This is a genomic window from Streptomyces sp. NBC_01275 (genome assembly GCF_026340655.1).
Lineage (GTDB): Bacteria > Actinomycetota > Actinomycetes > Streptomycetales > Streptomycetaceae > Streptomyces.
In genome coordinates, this window is the sequence record NZ_JAPEOZ010000001.1 from 1,993,197 (window position 1) to 2,014,006 (window position 20,810).

General features: G+C 73.3%; 22 protein-coding genes. 9 read left to right on the plus strand and 13 right to left on the minus strand.

What is annotated here, in order from left to right:
- Positions 1-43 precede the first annotated feature (43 nt).
- Entirely contained in the window at positions 44-835 is a 792-nt protein-coding gene (locus OG562_RS08530; RefSeq protein ID WP_266395576.1) for an SURF1 family protein, read from the plus strand.
- 118 nt (positions 836-953) lie between these two features.
- On the opposite strand, the gene OG562_RS08535 is transcribed toward OG562_RS08530, so the two are convergent.
- Positions 954-1,145, minus strand: coding sequence for a YbdD/YjiX family protein (locus tag OG562_RS08535; protein WP_266395578.1), 192 nt, complete (start codon positions 1,143-1,145; stop codon positions 954-956).
- Entirely contained in the window at positions 1,142-3,307 is a 2,166-nt protein-coding gene (locus tag OG562_RS08540) for a carbon starvation CstA family protein (RefSeq protein ID WP_266395580.1), read from the minus strand. The genes OG562_RS08535 and OG562_RS08540 overlap by 4 nt, the downstream gene beginning before the upstream one ends.
- A 274-nt stretch (positions 3,308-3,581) precedes the next feature.
- On the opposite strand from OG562_RS08540, the gene OG562_RS08545 reads away from it, so the two are divergent.
- The 5 genes from OG562_RS08545 to OG562_RS08565 are packed head-to-tail and all read left to right on the plus strand — an operon-like array spanning position 3,582 to position 8,584.
- Positions 3,582-5,138 carry a sodium:solute symporter gene (locus OG562_RS08545; RefSeq protein ID WP_266395582.1) on the plus strand — a complete coding sequence of 519 codons (1,557 nt, stop codon included), beginning with the start codon at positions 3,582-3,584 and terminating at the stop codon, positions 5,136-5,138.
- Between the two features lie 14 nt (positions 5,139-5,152).
- A complete protein-coding gene (locus tag OG562_RS08550) occupies positions 5,153-5,710 on the plus strand; it encodes an RNA polymerase sigma factor (RefSeq protein WP_266409110.1) in 558 nt (185 codons plus the stop codon).
- On the plus strand, positions 5,707-5,991 hold the full coding sequence (locus tag OG562_RS08555) for a hypothetical protein (RefSeq protein WP_266395585.1): 285 nt from the start codon (positions 5,707-5,709) through the stop codon (positions 5,989-5,991). Before OG562_RS08550 ends, OG562_RS08555 begins: the two co-directional genes overlap by 4 nt.
- A gap of 34 nt (positions 5,992-6,025) precedes the next feature.
- A complete protein-coding gene (locus OG562_RS08560; protein ID WP_266395588.1) occupies positions 6,026-7,813 on the plus strand; it encodes a glycoside hydrolase family 15 protein in 1,788 nt (595 codons plus the stop codon).
- A gap of 15 nt (positions 7,814-7,828) precedes the next feature.
- Complete coding sequence (locus OG562_RS08565; RefSeq protein ID WP_266395590.1) at positions 7,829-8,584, plus strand: SDR family oxidoreductase; 756 nt, start codon at positions 7,829-7,831, stop codon at positions 8,582-8,584.
- Between the two features lie 77 nt (positions 8,585-8,661).
- Here OG562_RS08565 and amaP read toward each other — a convergent pair whose 3' ends face one another.
- Genes amaP through OG562_RS08590 form a run of 5 tightly spaced genes read right to left on the minus strand, consistent with a single transcriptional unit; the run spans position 8,662 to position 10,974 of the window.
- Positions 8,662-9,240, minus strand: a complete 579-nt coding sequence (gene amaP / locus OG562_RS08570; RefSeq protein WP_266395591.1) for an alkaline shock response membrane anchor protein AmaP — start codon at positions 9,238-9,240, stop codon at positions 8,662-8,664.
- Positions 9,241-9,245: 5 nt separating this feature from the next.
- Positions 9,246-9,884 (minus strand): DUF6286 domain-containing protein, encoded by a 639-nt coding sequence (locus tag OG562_RS08575; protein WP_266395592.1) that lies wholly within the window; start codon positions 9,882-9,884, stop codon positions 9,246-9,248.
- Positions 9,881-10,255 carry an Asp23/Gls24 family envelope stress response protein gene (locus OG562_RS08580; protein ID WP_266395595.1) on the minus strand — a complete coding sequence of 125 codons (375 nt, stop codon included), beginning with the start codon at positions 10,253-10,255 and terminating at the stop codon, positions 9,881-9,883. Before OG562_RS08580 ends, OG562_RS08575 begins: the two co-directional genes overlap by 4 nt.
- A 5-nt stretch (positions 10,256-10,260) precedes the next feature.
- Positions 10,261-10,452, minus strand: coding sequence for a hypothetical protein (locus tag OG562_RS08585; protein WP_079663167.1), 192 nt, complete (start codon positions 10,450-10,452; stop codon positions 10,261-10,263).
- A gap of 33 nt (positions 10,453-10,485) precedes the next feature.
- Positions 10,486-10,974, minus strand: a complete 489-nt coding sequence (locus tag OG562_RS08590) for an Asp23/Gls24 family envelope stress response protein (RefSeq protein WP_266395598.1) — start codon at positions 10,972-10,974, stop codon at positions 10,486-10,488.
- Positions 10,975-11,071: 97 nt separating this feature from the next.
- Between OG562_RS08590 and OG562_RS08595 the strand changes: the two genes are divergently transcribed.
- Positions 11,072-11,944, plus strand: a complete 873-nt coding sequence (locus OG562_RS08595) for a nucleopolyhedrovirus P10 family protein (RefSeq protein ID WP_266395599.1) — start codon at positions 11,072-11,074, stop codon at positions 11,942-11,944.
- A gap of 28 nt (positions 11,945-11,972) precedes the next feature.
- Here OG562_RS08595 and OG562_RS08600 read toward each other — a convergent pair whose 3' ends face one another.
- The 3 genes from OG562_RS08600 to OG562_RS08610 all read right to left on the minus strand — a co-directional run bounded on the left by OG562_RS08600 (position 11,973) and on the right by OG562_RS08610 (position 15,064).
- Complete coding sequence (locus tag OG562_RS08600; protein WP_266395601.1) at positions 11,973-12,776, minus strand: enoyl-CoA hydratase/isomerase family protein; 804 nt, start codon at positions 12,774-12,776, stop codon at positions 11,973-11,975.
- Positions 12,777-12,908: 132 nt separating this feature from the next.
- Complete coding sequence (locus OG562_RS08605) at positions 12,909-13,130, minus strand: helix-turn-helix domain-containing protein (RefSeq protein WP_004002281.1); 222 nt, start codon at positions 13,128-13,130, stop codon at positions 12,909-12,911.
- A 335-nt stretch (positions 13,131-13,465) separates the two neighbouring features.
- Positions 13,466-15,064: an ABC-F family ATP-binding cassette domain-containing protein gene (locus OG562_RS08610; protein ID WP_266395603.1), complete on the minus strand. Its 1,599-nt coding sequence runs from the start codon at positions 15,062-15,064 to the stop codon at positions 13,466-13,468.
- Positions 15,065-15,295: 231 nt separating this feature from the next.
- Here OG562_RS08610 and OG562_RS08615 point away from each other — a divergent pair, with 231 nt between their 5' ends.
- Positions 15,296-15,709 carry a VOC family protein gene (locus OG562_RS08615; RefSeq protein ID WP_266395605.1) on the plus strand — a complete coding sequence of 138 codons (414 nt, stop codon included), beginning with the start codon at positions 15,296-15,298 and terminating at the stop codon, positions 15,707-15,709.
- 56 nt (positions 15,710-15,765) lie between these two features.
- Here the strand turns inward: OG562_RS08615 and OG562_RS08620 are convergent, their stop codons facing one another.
- The 3 genes from OG562_RS08620 to OG562_RS08630 form a co-directional block, all read right to left on the minus strand.
- Positions 15,766-17,199, minus strand: coding sequence for a hypothetical protein (locus OG562_RS08620; protein WP_266395607.1), 1,434 nt, complete (start codon positions 17,197-17,199; stop codon positions 15,766-15,768).
- 227 nt (positions 17,200-17,426) lie between these two features.
- A complete protein-coding gene (locus OG562_RS08625; protein WP_266395608.1) occupies positions 17,427-18,584 on the minus strand; it encodes an alpha/beta hydrolase in 1,158 nt (385 codons plus the stop codon).
- 383 nt (positions 18,585-18,967) lie between these two features.
- The gene (locus OG562_RS08630) at positions 18,968-19,786 is read right to left on the minus strand and encodes a class II aldolase/adducin family protein (protein ID WP_266395610.1); all 819 of its coding nucleotides are present in this window, start codon (positions 19,784-19,786) and stop codon (positions 18,968-18,970) included.
- A gap of 194 nt (positions 19,787-19,980) precedes the next feature.
- Here OG562_RS08630 and OG562_RS08635 point away from each other — a divergent pair, with 194 nt between their 5' ends.
- Entirely contained in the window at positions 19,981-20,736 is a 756-nt protein-coding gene (locus OG562_RS08635) for a lysozyme (protein WP_266395611.1), read from the plus strand.
- The last annotated feature ends 74 nt before the right edge of the window (positions 20,737-20,810 follow it).

The following is a 20,810-nucleotide window of genomic DNA, read 5'->3' on the forward strand; positions in this document are numbered from 1 at the left end:
ACCCCGCCGAGAGCGCCCCACGACCGAGAGGTACGGTCGTGGGGTGTACCGCTTCCTGTTGTCCCGGCAGTGGGTGATCCTCACGCTGGTCGCCCTCGTCCTCATCCCCACGATGATCAGGCTGGGCTTCTGGCAGATGCACCGCTACGAGGAGCGCACCGCCCGCAACCAGCTGGTCTCCGACGCGCTGCACGCCGAGCCGGTGCCCGTGGAGAAGCTGACCTCGCCCGGACACACCGTCACCACCGACCAGCGCTATCGCGGTGTGACCGCGACCGGCACGTACGACACGGCGCGGGAAGTCGTCGTGCGGCGGCGCGTCAACTCCGACGAGACGGTCGGCTTCCTCGTCCTCACCCCGTTCGTCCTGACGGACGGCACGGTGGTGCTGGTCAACCGGGGCTGGATCCCCGCGGACGCGCCGACCCAGACCTCGTTCCCCGAGATTCCCGCGCCGCCCAGCGGCAGGACCACCGTCACCGGGCGGCTGATGCCCGACGAGACGACCGCGGCGAGCGGCATCAAGGACCTCAAGGGGCTGCCCGACCGACAGGTCATGCTGATCAACAGCGAGCAGGAGGCCCGGCGGCTCGGCGAGAAGGTCCTCGGCGGGTACGTCGCGCAGACGGCGCCCGAGCCGAAGGGCGGCACGCCGGAGCTGGTCGGCGCGCCCGGCAGCGAGGACGCCGCGCTGAACTACGCGTACGCCATCCAGTGGTGGCTGTTCTCCGCGGGCGTCCCCGTCGGCTGGGCGGTCCAGGCCCGCCGCGAGGCCCGCGACCGGGCACAGGCGGCGGCCCAGCAGACGGAACAGGCCGAACCGGCGACGGTGTAGCGGACGCGCCTACGTCCGTCACACCCTCGCCGGCTCTCGTTCCGCCCTCGCCGGCCCTCGCCGGCCCACGATCGCCGCCCGCAGCCCACTGCCTACGGCCCACCGCGCAGCCGGCGGTTCAGCAGCAGCGGCTCTGCGGGTGTTCCTCGCGGTGCAGGGCGCGCAGCACCTGGTACTCCCGCCTGCTCGGGACCGGAGCGAGCGGGTGGTGGCGCCGGTGCCGCTCGCAGTAGCGGTCGTACTCCGTCTCCCCGGTCAGCTCCCGCAGATACCAGTGCACGGCCCGCGCCCACCGCAGGGCGACCCTCACGTCCGGGGCTCCGCCAGGGCCCCCGCCAGGGACTCCGTCGGCCGCGCCGGCGCGTCGATGCGGGACTCGACGTACGGCGCCTCGGTCGTCGGGAGGGGGACGGGGGATCGTACGGCCCGGACGCACACCACTGCCGCGTTCACGATGACCACGGCGACGAGCAGCAGGAAGACGGCGATGAGGACGCCGTCCACCGTGGAGTTGACGACCACCGTGTGCATGTCGGCCGGCGACTTGGCGGGCGGCAGGACCTGGCCGGCGTCGAGGGCGTCGGCGTAGCGCGTGCGCTGGGCGAAGAAGCCGACCCTGGGATCGTCGGAGAAGATCTTCTGCCAGCCGGCGGTGAAGGTGATCGCGACCACCCAGGCCAGCGGGACGCCGGTGACCCAGGCCCAGCGCAGCCGGCCGGACTTGACGAGCACGGTCGTGCAGACGGTCAGGGCGATGGCGGCCAGCAGCTGGTTGGCGATGCCGAAGAGCGGGAAGAGCTGGTTGATTCCGCCCAGCGGGTCGGTGGCGCCGGAGTGCAGGAAGTAGCCCCAGGCGGCGACGACCAGGCCGCTGCAGAGCCAGATGCCGGGCTTCCAGTTGACCCGGCCCAGCGGCTTCCAGACGTTGCCGAGCATGTCCTGGAGCATGAAGCGGCCGACCCGGGTGCCCGCGTCCACGGTGGTCAGGATGAACAGCGCCTCGAACATGATGGCGAAGTGGTACCAGAAGGCCTTCATCGCGGTGCCGCCGAAGACCCCGGAGAAGATCTCCGACATGCCGACGGCGAGGGTCGGCGCGCCGCCGGAGCGGGCGATCAGGGTCTGCTCCTCGACCGCCTTGGCGGCCTGGGTGAGCTGGTCGGGGGTGATGGTGAAGCCGAGGCCCGCGACCGCGTGGGACGCCGACTCGGCCGTCGCGCCCAGCAGTCCCGCGGGCGCGTTCATCGCGTAGTACAGGCCCGGTTCCAGGGTCGCCGCGGCGATCAACGCCATGATCGCGACGAAGGACTCCATCAGCATCGCGCCGTAGCCGATCAGCCGGACCTGGGACTCCTTCTGGATCAGCTTGGGGGTGGTCCCGGAGGCGACGAGCGCGTGGAAGCCGGACAGCGCGCCGCACGCGATGGTGATGAACAGGAAGGGGAAGAGGGAGCCCGCGAAGACCGGGCCGGCGCCCGAGGTGGCGAAGTCGCTCACCGCGTCCGCCCTGAGCACGGGCGCGGCCACGACGACGCCGACCGCGAGCAGCGCGATCGTGCCGATCTTCATGAAGGTGGAGAGGTAGTCGCGCGGGGCGAGGAGCATCCACACGGGCAGGACGGAGGCGACGAAGCCGTAGCCGATCAGGCAGAAGACGAGGGTCGTCGGGCTCAGGGTGAAGGCGTCGGCCAGCGAGGAGTTCTGCACCCAGCCGCCGCCGACGATCGCCAGCAGAAGCAGCGCGACGCCGATGAAGCTGGTCTCGACGACCCGGCCCGGGCGGATGCGGTGCAGCCAGAAGCCCATGAACAGGGCGATGGGCACGGTCATCGCCACGGAGAAGGTGCCCCACGGCGAGTGGGCGAGCGCGTTGACGACGACCAGCGCCAGCACGCCCAGCAGGATGATCATGATGGCGAAGACGGCGATCAGGGCGGCGGCCCCGCCCGCGCGGCCGATCTCGTCGCGGGCCATCTGCCCGAGCGACTTGCCGTCCCGGCGCATCGACAGGAACAGCACGACCATGTCCTGCACGGCCCCCGCGAAGATCACCCCGGCGACGATCCACAGGGTGCCGGGCAGATAGCCCATCTGGGCCGCGAGCACCGGTCCCACCAGCGGTCCCGCGCCGGCGATCGCGGCGAAGTGGTGGCCGAGCAGGACCCGGCGGTCGGTGGGCTGGAAGTCGACGCCGTCCTCCAGCCGTTCGGCGGGGGTGGCCCGGCGGTCGTCCGGCTTCAGCACGCGGCGGGCGATGAAGCGGGAGTAGAAGCGGAAGGCGATGGCGTACGACCCGAGGGCCGCGACGACCAGCCAGACCGCCGAGATCTTCTCGCCCCGTGCGAGGGCGAGGACGCCCCAGGCGACGGCGCCGAGCAGGGCGACGACGCTCCACAGCAGGACGGACCTTGGTGATATACGCGACTTTTCCGGCACCGGCAGGCCGGTTTCGGGCAGGGTGGACGTAGGCATGGCGGCTCCTCGCCTGGGCGGTGCGGTTCACCTCGGGACCCGAGGTGCGCGGAGAGATACAGCAGAGGGTGCGGAGGTTGCAGAGGTTGCAGTTGTCGCAGAGGTCAGCTGCGGGCGGCTCTCCCGCTAGCTGTCGGTCTGTGCAAGAGTTGCCCACCCTCCGGAAGTGGTTGACAGCGAATTTCCAGAGGATTTCCGCCTGATTCACGTCAACCGAAACCGCCGTCCGCGCAACTGACCGGTGAGGGGACAGGCACACCAAGGACGGTGACCCATGGCCGACGGCGCCATGACCACGACGTTCCTCGCCGTGATCGGCGGGGCGTCGCTGCTCGCCGTGACCGCGCGCCGGCTGCGCCCCAGCGACCGGCTGCCCTCCCTGGAGGGCTGGGCGCTGGCCGACCGCTCCCTCGGCCCCGTCTGGACCTGGCTGCTGCTCGGCGGCACGATCTTCACCGCGTACACCTTCACGGCCGTCCCGGGACTGGCGTACGGCAACGGCGCGCCCGCGTTCTTCGCGGTGCCGTACACGGTGATCGTCTGCCCGCTCGCCTTCGTGCTGCTGAGCCGGCTGTGGAGCGTGGCCCGCAGGAACGGCTATGTCACCGCCGCCGACTTCGTGCGCGGGCGGTACGGGTCGCCGCCGCTGGCGCTGGTGGTGGCGCTGACCGGGATCCTCGCGACGATGCCGTATCTGGCGCTGCAACTGCTCGGGATACGGGCGGTGCTGACCGCCGGGGGCGTGTATCCGCGGGGCGCGGTCGGTGACCTGGTGATGGTGGCCCTGTTCGCGGGGCTCGCGGTGGCCACCTACCGGCACGGGCTGCGGGCGCCCGCGGTCATCTCGGCGCTGAAGGCGGTGGCGGTGTTCGTGTCGCTCACCGCCGTGTGCTGGCTGGTGCTCGAGCGGCTCGGCGGGCCCGGGGCCGTGTTCGACGGCGCGGCCCGGCGGCTGGGCGGCGCCGACGTGGCCCACTCCCCGCTGTTCCTCTCCCCCGCGCAGCAGCCCGCCTACGCCACGCTCGCGCTGGGCTCCGCGCTGGCGCTGCTGATGTACCCGCACGTCCTGACCGCCGGGTTCGCCGCCGACGGGCCGCGCACCCTGCGCAAGGTCTCCGCGGCGCTGCCCGCCTGGACCGGACTGCTGGCCCTCTTCGGGTTCCTCGGCGTCGCCGCCCTCGCGGCGGGCGTACGCGCTCCGAAGGGGGGCGCCGAGGCAGCCGTGCCGATGCTGGTCGACCGGCTGATGCCGGGCCCGCTGGCCGGGCTGGTGTTCGCCGCGATCACCGTGGGAGCCCTGGTCCCGGCCGCCGTGATGTCGATCGCGGCCGCCACCAGCTTCGTACGGAACGTGTACGTCGAGTACGTCCATCCGACGGCCACGCCCAAACGGCAGGTGCGCATCGCCAAGGCCGTGTCGCTGACCGCGAAAGGGGGAGCGGTGGCGTTCGTGTTCGGGCTGCGCGACCAGGACGCCGTCAACCTCCAGCTGCTGGGCGGGGTGTGGATCCTGCAGATCTTCCCGGCGGTGGCCGTCGGGCTGTTCACCGGGCGGCTGCATCCGCGCGCGCTGCTCGCCGGCTGGGCGGCCGGGATGGCGGCCGGCACCTTCCTCGTCGTACGCGAGGGCTTCTCGTCCATCGTGGCCCTGGGATTCGGCCCGCTGGAGATCTACGCCGGGATCGCGGCCCTGCTGCTCAACCTGACGGTCGCGGTGGCCGGCACCGCGGTCCTGGAACGCCTCCGTGTCCCGCGCGGCGCCGACACGACCGACCTGCCGTCCCGCCTGACCCTCAGGCGGCGCCCCGAGACGGGAGCGAACCACCCGTGAGACGCAGACACCCGATCCCCCTGCAGCGGCCCCACGTCGAGCCGCTCACCCCCGTGGCGAGCGACCCGGCCGAGCTGGAGCGCGAGGCCGGTCTCGCCCGGCTCTTCGAGCTGCACTACGCCTCGATGCTGCGGCTCGCCGTGCTCCTGGGCGCCGACGACCCGGAGAACGTGGTCGCCGAGGCCTACTACCAGATCTACCGCAAGTGGCGGCGGCTGCGGGACGTCGAGGCGGCCGAGGCCTACCTGCGCTCCACCGTCTGCAATCTGACCCGGATGCGGATACGTCACCTCCAGGTCGCCCGCCGGCACGTGGAGAGCCCGCCGGAGCTGCCCGACGACACCGTGGCCTCCGCGGAGAGCACCGCCCTGCTCCACGACGACCAGCGCGTACTGATCGACGCCCTCCAGCAGCTGCCGGCCCGCCAGCGCGAGGCGCTCGTGCTGCGGCACTGGCTCGGGCTGAAGGAGAGCGAGATCGCCGCCGCGATGGGCATCTCCTGCGGGTCCGTCAAGACGCACACCTCACGCGGCCTGGCCGCGCTCACCCAGGCGATGGAGGCCCGGCGATGAACGACACGGACCGGACCGAGCGGGAGCTGCGCGAGGCCCTTCAGGCACTGGCCGGCGGGGTGCGCCCGGCCCCGGACGCCTATCGCACGGCGCGCGGCGCATGGCTGCGGCGCGAACGCCGGCGCCGGCTGGTGCTCGCCGTGCTGATCGCCGTCGTCTTCGCCCTCGCCACACTGATCGGCCTATGGGTGCTCAACCAGGCCCCGGCGCACCCCGGGGTGATCTTCTCGGGATCCGGCGGCGGTGCGAGCGCCGCGTCACTCCCCCGGCCGCACCCCTGATTGCACCCGGGTTCCGCCGGGAACCCGGAATCCCGTGCACCCCCGTATCGAGGACTACGCCCTCATCGGCGACGAACAGACCGCCGCCCTGGTCGGCATGGACGGTTCCGTCGACTGGCTCTGCCTGCCCCGGTTCGACTCCGGGGCCTGCTTCGGCCGCCTCCTCGGCGACGAGGAGAACGGCCACTGGCGCATCGCCCCCAAGGGCGCGAAGGGCCACTGCACCCGCCGCGCCTACCGCCCCGACACCCTGGTCCTGGACACCGAGTGGGAGACCGACGAGGGCGCGATCCGCGTCACCGACCTGATGCCGCAGCGCGAACAGGCCCCCGACGTCGTCCGCGTCGTCGAGGGCCTGCGCGGCCGGGTCACCGTCCGCAGCACGCTGCGGCTGCGCTTCGACTACGGCTCGATCGTCCCGTGGATGCGCCGGGTCGACGGCCATCGGGTGGCGGTCGCGGGACCGGACTCGACCTGGCTGCGCAGCGAGCCGCCCGTGCACACCTGGGGCGAGGACTTCTCCACGCTCTCGGAGTTCACCGTCGGCCCCGGCGAGAAGGTCGCGTTCGTCCTGACCTGGCACCCCTCGCACCATCCCCGCCCACCGCTGTGCGACCCCTTCGAGGCGGTGGAGACCAGCGTCGCCGACTGGCGGGCATGGGCGGCCCGTTGCCGCTACCAGGGGCCGCACCGGGAGGCCGTGATGCGCTCCCTGATCACCCTCAAGGCCCTCACCTACGCCCCCACCGGCGGCATCGTCGCCGCCGCCACCACCTCGCTGCCCGAGGAGCTGGGCGGGGTGCGCAACTGGGACTACCGCTTCTGCTGGCTGCGCGACTCCACGCTCACCCTGAACGCCCTGCTGGCCGTCGGCTACCTGGAGGAGGCCGAGGCGTGGCGCGACTGGCTGCTGCGCGCGGTGGCGGGCGACCCGGCGGAACTCCAGATCATGTACGGCCTCGCGGGTGAGCGGCGCCTGCCGGAGTACGAGGTGCCGTGGCTGGCGGGGTTCGCCGGCTCGGCGCCGGTACGGATCGGCAACGGCGCCGTGAAGCAGCGTCAGCTCGACGTCTACGGCGAGGTCCTGGACTCGCTGTCGCTGGCCCGGCGGTCCGGGCTGCCGAGCAAGCCGCACATGTGGTCGCTGCAGGCGCTGCTGCTGAAGTTCCTGCGCACGGAGTGGCACAAGCCGGACGAGGGGCTGTGGGAGGTGCGCGGCGGGCAACGGCACTTCGTGCACTCCAAGGTGATGGTGTGGGTGGCCGCCGACCGCGCCGTACGCGGCATGGAGGACGACCCGGGCCTGCACGGCGACCTGGCGGGCTGGCGCGCCCTGCGCGACGAGGTGCACGCCGAGGTCTGCGAGAAGGGCTACGACCCCGTACGCAACACCTTCACCCAGTACTACGGCTCCGCCGAACTGGACGCGGCGCTGCTGCTCATCCCGCGCGTCGGCTTCCTGCCGCCGGACGACCCCCGGGTCGTCGGCACCGTGGACGCGGTGCGCGAGGAGCTCGGCCACAGCGGTCTGGTGCGCCGCTACAGCACCGAGGGCGAGGTCGTCGACGGTCTGCCGGGCGACGAGGGCGCCTTCCTGGCCTGCTCGTTCTGGCTCGCGGACGCGCTGCACATGACGGGCCGGACGCAGGAGGCCCGCGAGCTCTTCGAACGGCTGGTGGACCTGGCCAACGACGTGGGACTGCTGGCGGAGGAGTACGACCCGGTGGCCGGCCGACAGCTCGGCAACTTCCCGCAGGCCTTCAGCCACATCGGCCTGGTGAACACCGCCCTCGCCCTGTTCGACGGCCCGCGGGCACGGTAGGGGAGGATAGGAGCCATGGATCTTGGACTGAAGGACCGGGTGTACGTCGTCACCGGAGCCACCCGCGGTCTCGGCAACGCGGCCGCGCGCGAGCTCGTTGCGGACGGCGCGAAGGTGGTCGTGACCGGGCGGGACGACAAGCGCGTCGCCGACGCGGCGGCCGAGCTGGGGCCCGACGCGCTCGGGGTCGCCGTGGACAACGCCGACCCGGAGGCGGCGGCCCGGCTGATCGCGGCCGCGCGAGAGGCCTTCGGCGGGTTCGACGGCGTGCTGGTGAGCGTGGGCGGGCCGCCGCCCGGGTTCGTCGCGGACAACACGGACGAGCAGTGGCAGACGGCGTTCGAGTCGGTGTTCCTCGGCGCGGTGCGGCTCGCGCGGGCGGCCGCCGCCGAGCTGGAGGCCGGCGGGGTCATCGGGTTCGTCCTGTCGGGGTCGGTGCACGAGCCGATTCCGGGGCTGACCATCTCCAACGGGCTGCGGCCGGGGCTCGCCGGATTCGCGAAGTCCCTCTCCGACGAGCTGGGCCCGCGCGGGATCCGCGTCGTGGGGCTGCTGCCGGCCCGGATCGACACGGACCGCGTGCGCGAGCTGGACGCGCTGTCGGCCGACCCCGAGGCCACCCGGACCGCGAACGAGTCCCGGATCCCGCTGCGCCGGTACGGGACCCCGGAGGAGTTCGGACGGGTCGCCGCGTTCCTGCTGTCTCCGGCCGCCTCCTATCTGACGGGGACCATGGTGCCGGTCGACGGCGGGATGCGGCACGGGTTCTGACGGCGGGATGCGGCACAGGTTCCAGTACTCCGGTCGCCGTGGAGGACCGGAGGACCGGAGTATTGGAGTACCAGGGGTCAGCTGACCCTTTCCGCCTTGTGCTTGACGCCGGTCATCCGCACGTCCGCCGGCAGTGCCTTCAGGGCGGCTGAGTCCCTGGCGTGGGCGAGGGCCTGATCGGTGAGGTGCCGCAGGGCCGTTCCGGGATCCACATGCGGCTCCAGCTGGAGCCGCACGCGGGTCTGCGGGGCCTCCCTGCGGCCCGTCAGCTGCACATGGGCGTGGGCCACCCCGTCCAGGCCGGCGGCCTCCCGCTCCAGTACGCCCTCCAGGGCGCGGCCCCGCAACAGGGCGCCCGCGCCGTCGCCCGTGTCGACGAGGACCTCGCCGAGCCGACGGCGGCGCAGGACCGACGCCAGCCACCACAGGGCGAGCAGCACCAGCAGCGCCAGCACGGCGATGACCGTCGGCCACCACCAGCCGTCGTCGCGCCAGCGGGTGCGCCGGGCGGTGCTGAGCAGGACGTCGTGGGGGCCGTCGTACAGCCACCAGGCAGGCGGGGACGCGCCCAGGCCCACGGCGAGGGTCGCGGCGCCGAAGGCGAGCAGCACGAGCCCCACGACTCCGAGCAGGACGCGGTTGACGGTCCTGAGCATCGCCCTCACCCCTTCCGTACCGTGCGCCGCACATGCACCGACAGGGCGGGCGGACGGGCCAGGCCCAGACCGCGCAGCGCGTCGGCGAGCACGGCGTCCAGGTCCGCGCGTACGTCGTCCAGGTCGCGGAAGTGGGAGACCGCCTGGACGTCGGCCTTGCGGCGGCGGGCCCGGACCCGGACCGACTGCACGCCGGCCACCTCCATGGCCCGGTCGCGCAGCACCAGCGCGACGGCGCTCCGGTGCAGTCCGGCGCGGACGTCCGGGTGGGGGCGGCGCATCGGCAGGACGGCCCGCAGGCCCGGGGTGACGGCCAGCAGGACGAGCCAGAGGCCGAGGGCGGCCGCGACGCCCGCGCCGAGCAGGACCCAGGTGTCGTCGAGGGGCCGTTCCGCGAGCTGCCGGGCCAGGCCACGCCGCCAGGCGAGGGCCGAGCGGCCGGCCCGGACGGCGGCCACGTCGTAGAGGAACGCTCCCGCGAGGACCAGCAGCGCGGCCGCGACGATGCCCGCCGGCACGCGGCGGGCCGACCAGAAGCGGCGCTCGCCGCCGTCCGGGGGCGGGGCGTCGCCCTGGTCCCGTGGGCCCTGTGGGGGCTTGTCCAGGACGGGCAGTGTGGTCTCCGAGCCGCGGGGCTCGCTCATCGCGTCCTCCCGTGCGCCGCACCGTGGGCCGCCGTCAGGTGCAGCCGTTCGACCTGGACGGCGACCTCGGGAACCTCCAGTCCCACCAACGCGCCTACCCGCTCGGCGACATGTCGACGCACCTCGTGACAGCGGGCGCCGATGTCGGTCGGATAGCCGAGTTCCAGATGGACCCGGACGTGCGCGGCGTCATGGTGCACGACCACGGTGGCGTGCGGGCGGGCCGCGTCGGGCGGCAGCGGACCGGCCGCCTCGCGCGCGGCCTGCGCGGCGATCTTCGCCACGACCCGGTCGGCGATGCGGGTCGCGCCGCGCTCGCCCGGCGGGACGACGGCCGGGCGGCTGTCCGGCACGTCGGTCCCCGCGCTCATCTGCGTCACCGGCGCCGGTCGTCACGCGTACGCGTGCGGAAGAAGTCGCCGAGCTCCAGGTCCCCCTCGAGGAACCGGCCGACGACGAACCCGATGGCGCCCAGCGCCGCCACCAGCAGAAAGGCTCCGAACCCGCCGAAGTATCCGGCGAAGCCCAGCGCCATGCCGGCGATCATGCCGACCACTGCCATGCTCAAGGTGCACTCCCCTCGTCGCTGTCTGCCGTCATGTCACTGGATCCGGGGCTCCGGTTCCTCGTCCTCTTCGTCGGGCAGTTTGACGTCGCTGACCGCGATGTTGACCTCGACGACCTGAAGCCCGGTCATCCGCTCCACGGCCGCGATCACGTTCTCCCGGACGGCCTGCGCCACATCCGCGATGGCCACGCCGTAGTCGACGACGATCTCCAGGTCGAGCGCGGTCTGCACCTCGCCGACCTCGGCCTTCACCCCGCGCGTCACCGACTTCGACCCGCCGGGCACCCGGTCCCGCACGGCCCCGAAGGTGCGGCTGAAGCCGCTGCCCATCGCATGCACGCCGAGGACGTCACGGGCCGCGAGGCCGGCGATCTTCTCCACGACTCCGTCGGCGATGGTGGTCCGGCCGCGGGTCGCCGGATCCCCGCCGCCCCGTCTGGTGGTTGCCTTGCGGGTCCCGAGCGGCTCCGAACCGCCGTCCGAGCTCTGCGTCCGGTTCTGTTCCGTCACGTTGTCGGTCATCGCCCGTACGTCCTTACGTCCGCTTCGGTCGTCGTCCTCTCCACCACCGTAAGCGCGGTTGCCCCGCTGCGCTCCGGGGATGCGGCAGGCTGGAGGAATGACGGCTGACGGGTGGACTAGTGCGGTACGGCATCAGCTGGGCCTCGGGCGGCTGCTTCCCCTGGGTGGAGCGCGCGACGGCGCGTGGATCACGGAGGAGGCGGCGCAGACGGTGCTGCGAGGGGCGGTGCGGGAGCTGCGGGGCGTGCGCCTCGGGGTGCTGAGGGTGGGGCCGGCGGGCGGGACGGCCTCCGGCGGTGACACGGCGGAGGCGGGCGAGCCCGTCGTACCGCCACCGCCGAGCGCGCTGCCGCCGGGGCCGCTGCGGGTGACGGCGGACTTCGCGGCGGGCGCGTCCGAACCGCTGCCCGCGGCGGCCGCCCGTCTGCGCACCACGTTGGCGACGGCCTCGGCCGAGCGGCTGGGGCTGGTGGTGACGGAGGTGGACCTGCGGGTGACGGAGCTGCTGGACGAGGAGGCGCGGGCAGGGGCGAAGAGGGAGGCGCGGGTGGAAGCGGAGACGCAGGCTCAGGCGGAACCGCCTCTGCCGTCTGCCGGGCCGTCGGCGGGCGGGCCGTCGTCGGCCGGGGCAGCCCCGGCCGGAACGGGTCCGGCCGGAACGGGTCCGGCCGGAACGGGTCCGGCCGGGACGGGTCCGGCCGGGGATGAAGCGCGGGCTGTTGCCGTTGCGTTGCGGGTGCCGGGGGTGACCGGGACGAGTGGGGTTCTCGGGCGGGCGGTGCGTATCGAGGAGCTGCACGGAGACGGGACGGCCGGGGCAGCCGCCCTGCCTCGGCGGCATGTGCGCGTGGAGATCACGGTGAGCGCGGACCGCCGGGCCGTGGAGGTGGCCCGGGAGGTCCGCGGAGCGGTGTCGCTGGCGCTGGCGGACCGTCCGACGGTCGCCGTGCTGGTGACGGCCGTCGGCTGAGGTCAGCTGGGGTGCACGCGCCTCGGGTTCACTCGCCGAGGCCGGCCAGGTCGCGCAGTCGGCGGGCCTGCGCCGCCCGCTCGGCGGCGCGCTGGTCGTCGTAGGCACGGTCCCCGGCGCCGCGCAGCAGCGCCTTGGTCTCGATGACGGCCTCCCGGGGCGCGGCAAGGATCGCCGTGGCCAGGTCGTGCGCCGCGGCGTCGAGTTCCGCCGGCGGTACGGCGAGGTTGGCCAGGCCGGAGCTGACCGCCTCCTGTGCGCCGACGAACCGCCCGGTGAGGCAGAGCTCGACCGCACGGCCGTAGCCGACGAGGGAGACGAGGGGGTGCGTGCCCGTCAGGTCCGGCACGAGGCCGAGGCTCGTCTCGCGCATGGCGAACTGCACGTCGTCGGCGACGACGCGCACGTCACAGGCGAGCGCGAGCTGGAAGCCCGCACCGATGGCGTGGCCCTGGACGGCGGCGATGGACACGACGTCACTGCGCCGCCACCAGGTGAAGCCCTCCTGGAACTCGGCGATGGCGGCGTCGAGTTCGGCGTCGCCACTGCGCGCGAGATCGATGAAGGACGGTTCGCCCTCGATCCCCTCGGGCGTGAACATCTGCCGGTCGAGCCCGGCGGAGAAGGACTTGCCCTCGCCGCGCAGCACGACCACGCGGACGGAGCCCGGCAGCTGCCGTCCGGCCTCGCCCAGAGCCCGCCACATGGCGGGGCTCTGCGCATTGCGCTTGGCCGGGTTGGCCAGCGTCACCGTGGCGAGCGCGTCGTCGACGGTGAGCCGTACGCCGTCCTTGTCGAGCAGGGGAACGAGTTCCTGGTCGGGCGTGGCCATGGGATGCCTCCGATGGGTGCGGTCAGCTAGCGGTCAGCTAAGTGACTGCACAGTAACCACCCGGTCGATCGGAGAACCGACCGGGTGGCCACCGTCGAAGCCGATGAGCCGCCCGAACAGGGGCCGCCCGTGTCAGGACGAGGCGGCCTTCTTGCCTCGGGTCGCCCCGCCACGCCCACGAAGCGTGACGCCCGACTCGCTGAGCATCCGGTGCACGAAGCCATACGAGCGGCCGGTTTCCTCGGCCAACGCCCGAATGCTCGCACCGGAGTCGTACTTCTTCTTCAGGTCTGCCGCGAGCTTGTCGCGCGCGGCGCCGGTTACCCGGCTGCCCTTCTTCAGAGTCTCGGCCACCCGTGCCTCCTCATGGGAAGTGCGCTCTGGTCCCCTCATGATCACCCCTCCGGGGCGCGATGGCCACCCATTCGGCAAGGTCCGTGCGACATGGTTTTGACGACAGGAGCGCGTCCCCACAAGTGGAATCTGTGATTCCACCCAGTGGCGTTCGTGGGGCCGAACGGGTTGCCGTGCGAAGTGCCTGGTCAGAGACGCGCGACGGCCGATCCCTTGTCGACAAAGGGATCGGCCGGAAAATCGATGTAGGACACACCTCGATACGAGGAGATCTCACACAGATGATGGATCACCGGTAGGCCGAATGATCCATACGCCGTGGATCACGTATTCGATCAAGCCAGGGCGACGAGATCCGCGTAGTCGGAGCCCCACAGGTCCTCGACGCCGTCGGGCAGCAGGATGATCCGCTCGGGCTGCAGCGCCTCGACGGCGCCCTCGTCGTGGGTGACGAGGACGACCGCGCCCTTGTAGGTGCGCAGTGCGCCGAGGATCTCCTCGCGGCTGGCCGGGTCGAGGTTGTTGGTGGGCTCGTCGAGCAGCAGCACGTTCGCCGACGACACCACCAGGGTGGCCAGGGCCAGCCGGGTCTTCTCGCCGCCGGAGAGGACGCCTGCGGGCTTGTCGACGTCGTCGCCGGAGAACAGGAACGAGCCGAGCGTCTTGCGGACCTCGACCAGGTCGAGGTCGGGGGCGGCGGAGCGCATGTTCTCCAGGACCGTGCGCTCCGGGTCGAGGGTCTCGTGCTCCTGCGCGTAGTAGCCGAGCTTGAGGCCGTGGCCCTCGATGACCTCGCCGGTGTCGGGCTGCTCGGCGCCGCCCAGCAGCCGCAGCAGGGTCGTCTTGCCGGCGCCGTTGAGGCCGAGGATGACGACCCTGGAGCCCTTGTCGATCGCCAGGTCGACGTCGGTGAAGATCTCCAGCGAGCCGTACGACTTCGACAGGCCCTCGGCCATCAGCGGGGTCTTGCCGCAGGGGGCGGGCTCGGGGAAGCGCAGCTTGGCGACCTTGTCGGCCTGGCGGACCGCCTCCAGGCCGGAGAGCAGCCGGTCGGCGCGGCGGGCCATGTTCTGCGCGGCGACCGTCTTGGTGGCCTTGGCGCGCATCTTGTCGGCCTGCGAGTGCAGGGCGGCGGCCTTCTTCTCGGCGTTCTGCCGCTCGCGCTTGCGGCGCTTCTCGTCGGACTCGCGCTGCTGCTGGTAGAGCTTCCAGCCCATGTTGTAGACGTCGATCTGAGAGCGGTTGGCGTCCAGGTAGAACACCTTGTTGACGACCGTCTCGACCAGGTCGACGTCGTGGCTGATGACGATGAAGCCGCCGCGGTAGGTCTTGAGGTAGTCGCGCAGCCAGACGATCGAGTCGGCGTCCAGGTGGTTCGTCGGCTCGTCGAGGAGCAGGGTGTCCGCGTCGGAGAACAGGATGCGGGCCAGTTCGACGCGGCGGCGCTGACCGCCGGAGAGCGTGTGCAGGGGCTGGCCGAGCACCCGGTCGGGCAGGTTGAGCGCGGCGGCGATGGTCGCGGCCTCGGCCTCGGCGGAGTACCCGCCCTTGGTGAGGAACTCCGTCTCCTGGCGCTCGTACTGGCGCATGGCCTTGTCGCGGGTGGCGCCCGAGCCGTTGGCGATCCGCTGTTCGTTCTCGCGCATCTTGCGGATCAGGATGTCCAGGCCGCGCGCGGAGAGGATGCGGTCGCGGGCGAGGACGTCGAGGTCGCCGGTGCGGGGGTCCTGCGGGAGGTAGCCGACCTCGCCGGAGCGGGTGACCTGGCCGCCGGCGGGGATGCCCTCACCGGCCAGGACCTTGGTCAGCGTGGTCTTGCCGGCGCCGTTGCGCCCGACGAGGCCGATTCGGTCGCCCTTGGCGACGCGGAAGGAGGCGTTCTCGATGAGGATGCGGGCACCGGCGCGCAGCTCGATGCCGGAGGCGGAGATCACGGACAGACTCCAGGCGGGGTTGTTGGCGGGATGGGCGGCTGAGGACGTTCCCGCCGTCTAATGCGCGAGGAGAATGGCCATGAGGCCAGTCTAACGGGACCGTGCAAGCACTTTTTCTGTGTTCTGGTGTTCGATCTCGGCTCGAGGGCCGTTGTCGGTGGTGGCTGCCAGACTGGACCGCAGGTGACATTTCCGGCGGTGATCACCGGTGATCACAAGGGAGTGATCGGCATGACAGGCGCCAACAGCGGACGTCCGAGCCTCTACCCGACGGTGCTGTACGCGGACGCGAAAGCGGCGATCCGCCAGCTCACCGAGGCCTTCGGGTTCACGGAGCTGTCGGTCTACGAGGGCGAGGACGGCTCGGTGATGCACGCCGAGCTGGTGCAGGGCAACGGGGCGGTGATGCTCGGCTCCAAGGGCCGCGGCGGCGTCTTCGACACGGCGATGAAGGACGCGGGCCCGACAGGGGTGTACGTCGTCGTGGACGACGTGGACGCACACCACCGGCGGGCCGTGGAGCACGGCGCGGAGATCCTGCTGCCCCCGACCGACCAGGACTACGGCTCCCGGGACTACATGGCCCGGGACGTCGAGGGCAACATCTGGAGCTTCGGCACGTACGCCCCCGACATACAGGCCTGAGCGGCCCGGACACGGGGGCTCGGCGGCCCGGACACGGGGGCGGCGAGCGGCCCCGCTCAGCTGCCGCCGGTGTGCACCTGGAAGGCGGCCCGGCGGACGGCCTTGGCCAGCGCCGGGTCGGGGTGCGCGGCGGCGAGCGCCACCAGCACCTGCACGGTGCGCGGATGCCCCACGGCCCGCACCTCGGCCAGCAGCGCGGGCACGGTCGGCTGCAGTGCGGACTCCAGGTGGCGCACGAGCATGGGAGCCTCGCCGTGGTCGGCGACGGCGGCGGCGGTGTCGACCCAGAGCCAGGTGGCCTCTTTGCGGGTGAGGACCTCGTGCGCGTCCTCGGGGTCGACGCCGTCGTGCTCGGCGAGCCAGAGCAGGGCGTACGGGCGCAGGGCCGAGTCGTCGACGACGGCGCGGACGTCGGGCTCGGCCGGGGCGCCGACGACGCGCAGCGCCTCGAAGGCGAGGCCGCGCAGCAGGGCGTCCTCGCCGCGGGCGGCCGCCAGCAGCTCGTTGACGGCGCTGCCGACGGTGCGGGCGGCGAGCCAGGCGCGGTACTCGGCGCGGGCCGCGTTCGGGCGGAGCTGGGCGCAGCCGCGGAGCATGTCCTCGGCGGCCTGCTCGATGTTCCCGGCGGGGCTCTGCGCGGCGACGCAGATCTGCTCCAGCTTGACCCAGACCGCCCAGCTGCCCAGGGGCGTGAGGGTGGCGTGGCCGTCGCCGCAGGTGAGCGCGCCCACGGCGGCGAGGGCGTGCAGGGCCCAGTCGAGGAGGGGGGCGAGCTCGGCGTCCCGCGCGGGCTCGGCCGGCTCGGTGTCGACGGGGGGCACGGCGGCGGGCTCGGCGGGTTCGGTGCCGGCGCCGTAGGGGACCTCGCAGCGCGCGGTGCGCAGTTCGGTGACGCGCTGGCGCAGCAGGTCCAGGAGCTGGTCGACGGGGACGGGCCCGGCGGACAGCTGGAGGAAGGAGAGCACCTGGGGCATGGCCGAGACGACCTCGGCGACGGCGGCGGGCTCTTCCTCGGCGGGTTCCGCGGAGGCGAGCGACCAGGCGTCGAAGAGGGCGACCCAGCCGCGCAGGACGGCGCTGTCGTCGCGGTTCCAGGCGCGCAGTCGCCATCCGGGGCGTGCGCTGTCGCCGTGCACCTCGACGAGACCGGCGAGGCGGGCGGTGTCCCAGTCTGCGCGGATCTGGGCCGGTGTCAGGCCCAGATCGCTCGCCGCGCGTTCGGCGGTCGCGTCGGAGAGGGTGGCCTTGCCGTCGTCGGTCGCCGCGTCGCGGCCGGGGCCGAGGGCGTTGTCGGCCCAGCGGGCGACACGCGCCGCCGAGGCCAGTCCGGAGCGCGCCATTCTGGCCAGCTCCGCGGGTGCCGGGGTGCCCTCCGGCGGGCGGGGTGCGGGGCGGCGCGAGCGCCGCTCGTTCACAGCTGAGGGGGCGGCGGCCAGGGGTCGCGGGCGGACGAGTCGAAGCCTGGAGTCGCGCGGGATACGGGACGTCACGGGTGCAGTCTTCCGGTTGACGGTCCGAAAACCCAAACGGAATGTCACGGCGGGCTACGGGACTGGCCAAGGCACGGGGTGCGGAGAGGGGCGAGGAGGCGTGTTCAGGCCAGTGGTACGGGCTTAAACGGAACCTTGGCGACCGGTCCGGGCCGGTTCGCCGACGGGGGCTGCGGCGAGGTCGGCGGCGAGTAGCGGCAAGGCCAGTGGCGAGGTCAGTGGCGAGGTCAGCTCAGGGGGGTCAGGAAGCGGCGCAGGGATTCTTCGTAGGGGGCGGGGTCGGCGTTCCACATCGCGCTGTGCGGGGCGCGCGGAACGGCGTGGAGGGTGACCAGGTCGGGGCGGCGGTCGGCGAGGCGACGGGAGGCCTGCCAGGGGGCCACGGCGTCGTCGGGGCCGTGGAAGATCAGGGTCGGGACCTTCAGCCGGGCCGGGTCGGCGGCCGCGAGACCGCCGTGATCGTCACGGCCGCTTCGGCCGCTTCGGCCGCCGTGCAGCCCGGTGCGGCCCTGGGCGGCGCGGACGGCGAGCGGCAGCAGCGCGCCCGGGGTGTGCCGGGCGGAGGCGAGGGCGCGCAGCGTCGCCTGCCAGTCGAGGACCGGCGAGTCCAGCACGAGCCCCGAGACCAGGTCGCGCAGCCCCGAGTCGGCGGCGGCGCGCAGGGCCATGGCGGCGCCGGTGGACCAGCCGAACAGGACGACGCGTTCGGCGCCGTGACGCACGGCGTAGCGCATCGCCGCGTCGACGTCGCGCCACTCGGTCGCGCCGAGGTGGTTCAGGCCGTCCGGGGGGCGCGGGGCGCCGAGGTCTCCGCGGTAGGCGAGGGCGAGGACCGGGAAGCGGCGGCGGTGCAGGAAGCCCAGGACGTTCAGGGCGTGCTCCCGGGTGGCGCCCAGGCCGTGCACGACGATCACCCAGGTGCGCCGGGCGCCGGGCACGAACCAGGCGGGCAGCGCGCCGAGCTCGCCGGGCACGTCGACGTCGGCGTGGTCGAGGCCGAGGGCGGCGCTCGGGCTGCCGACGTACAGGTTCGGGGTGAGCCAGACCGAGTCGCCGGGGTCGAGGCTGCCGTGGGTGACGCGCTCCAGGCGGCGTACGACGGTGTCGGCGGAGTGCGCCGCGTGGGCCAGGACGGGCCCGACGACCGCGTGGGAGCCGTCGCCGGACAGGCCGTAGGTGCCGGGGCGCAGGGCGGCGAGGGCGCGGGTGAGCGTGACCTGCCCCGCGGCGGTGCCGTGCACGGTGAGCCGGGGCTCGGTGGGCAGGGGCCGGCCGGGCGGCGCCTTGAGCGCGGCGTCGCTGGCGAACCGGCCGGCGGCGACACTGGCGGCGCCGGCGGCGAGGGCTGCGGTGACGGCGGCGGCCGTCGCGGTGACAGTGCGCACCCGTCCAGTGTCCTGGCCATCCCTCGGACCGGCCAGTGGTGGAGCGACTCGGGGTGACGCGCGGCAGGGCGCGGGGGTGGTGTCGGGGTTGCGTCGGGGTTGCGTGTAGGGGGCTCGGCGCCCCCGGTTCGGGCCCTCGGGGTCGGTCGCGGCCGGTCGGCGTCGCGGTCAGCGGGGTGGTCGGCGACGGCGGGTCGCGGTCGGGGCGGGAGGGGCGGTCAGTCATGGGCGGTCGCCATCGCGGCCGGAAGGGGCAGACAGCCACGGCCGATCACCGTCGCGGCCGGAAGGTCAGTCGGCGACGGGCATCCGCCATCGCAGCCAGCCAGCCAGCCAGCCAGCCAGCCAGCCATGATCAGCCTCCATCGCGGCTCGAAACGCGGTCAGTCGCCCGCGCCCTCGCCCGCACCCTCGCCGCCGCCAGCGCCCTCGCCCGCGCCCGCGCCCGCGCCCTCGGACGAAGGCTTCTGCCCGTACCCCCGCAGTCGCTCCCCCGCCTCCGCCACCTGTTCCTCCGTCAGGAGGGTCGGGGTTCGGTCCGGGAGGGACGAGGCCGTGAGCCAGAGGCGGCACATCCACTCCAGCTGGGCCGTGCGGTCGTAGGCCTGGTCGAGGGTGGCGCCGTAGGTGAGGGTGCCGTGGTTCTGGAGCAGGCAGCCGGTGCGGTCGGCGAGGGCGCGGAGCATGTTCTCGGCCAACTCCTGGGTGCCGTACGTCGCGTAGGGGGCGACCCGGACGGGGCCGCCGAGGGCGCCCGCCATGTAGTGGACGCGGGGCAGCTCGGTGACGAGGGTCGAGACGGCGGTGGCGTGCACGGCGTGGGTGTGGACGACGGCGCGGGCGTCGGTGGTGCGGTAGACGGCGAGGTGCATGGGCAGTTCGCTCGTCGGGACCAGCGTGCCGAGCACCTGTCGGCCGGACAGGTCGACGCCGGTCACGTCCGCCGGGGCGAGCCGGTCGTAGGGCACGCCCGACGGGGTGACCAGCACGGTGTCGCCGACACGGACGGAGACGTTGCCGGAGGTGCCGACGACCAGTCCGTCGGCCACGGTGCGGCGGGCCGTCGCGACGAGCGCCTCCCAGGCCCGCGCCTCCGCCACGCCCACCCGGCCCTCCACGCCCACGCCCTCCATGCCCTCCACGCCCTGTACGCCGTCCCGGGAGTCCCGGGCTTCTCCCTGATCACGTCGCTGCTCAGCCATGCCGCGATCCTGCCAGCAGGGGCCGTGGCCCGTCGTCGCCCGCGGACACGGTGGGCGCATATCGGCGTACATCATCTGGTCCAGGTGATTGGCCGGGTATCGACCGGCATCCACCGATCCGGCCGGATCTTCCCCTAGCCTCTGGGGCGTTCGTCGTGCACACCGTCGCGCACGCCGCCGTTCCGGGGGAAACCATGGCCCACACCCGTACCTCCGCCCGTGCCCGCCTCTGGGCGGTCCTGCTCGTGGCGCTCGCCGCGGCAGGAACCGCGCTGGCCGATCCGCCCGCGGCCACCGCGGCCGTGGCGGCGGAGCAGCCGAGAGGGCACGACGTCTCCTCCCACCAGAGGGCCGTCGACTGGGAGGCGGCGAAGGCCGCCGGGGCCACGTTCGTCTACGTCAAGGCGACCGAGTCCACCGCCTACCGCAACCCGTACTTCGGCCCGCAGTTCGACGGCGCCGGAGCCGCCGGACTGGTACGCGGCGCGTACCACTTCGCGCGCCCGGACCAGGGCCCGGGCGAGGCGCAGGCGGCGTTCTTCGTACACAACGGGGGCGGCTGGAGCGCCGACGGCAGGACGCTGCCGCCCGCGCTGGACGTCGAGTACAACCCGTACGACGCGCGGCGTCCGTGCTACGGCCTGAGCAGGGCGGGGACGGTGGCCTGGATCAGGGCGTTCAGCGACGAGGTGAACCGGCTCACCGGCCGCCGCCCGGTGATCTACACGACCACCCACTGGTGGAACGCCTGCACGGGCGGCAGCGGCGCCTTCGCCGCAGACCACGCGCTGTGGATCGCCCGCCACGGGTCGGCGGACGCCGGGACGCTGCCCGCCGGTTGGTCGTCGTGGACCTTCTGGCAGTACGCCGACAGGGGCGGTCTGCCGGGTGACCAGAATCTCTTCAACGGCTCCGCGGGACAGCTGGCGAGGTTCGCCCGGGGCGCCTAGCCGTGCGGCAGTTGGGCCGCCGCCGGGCCGCCGATCCGGGCGTGGCGTCAAACCCTTCATCAAGACACCGCGAA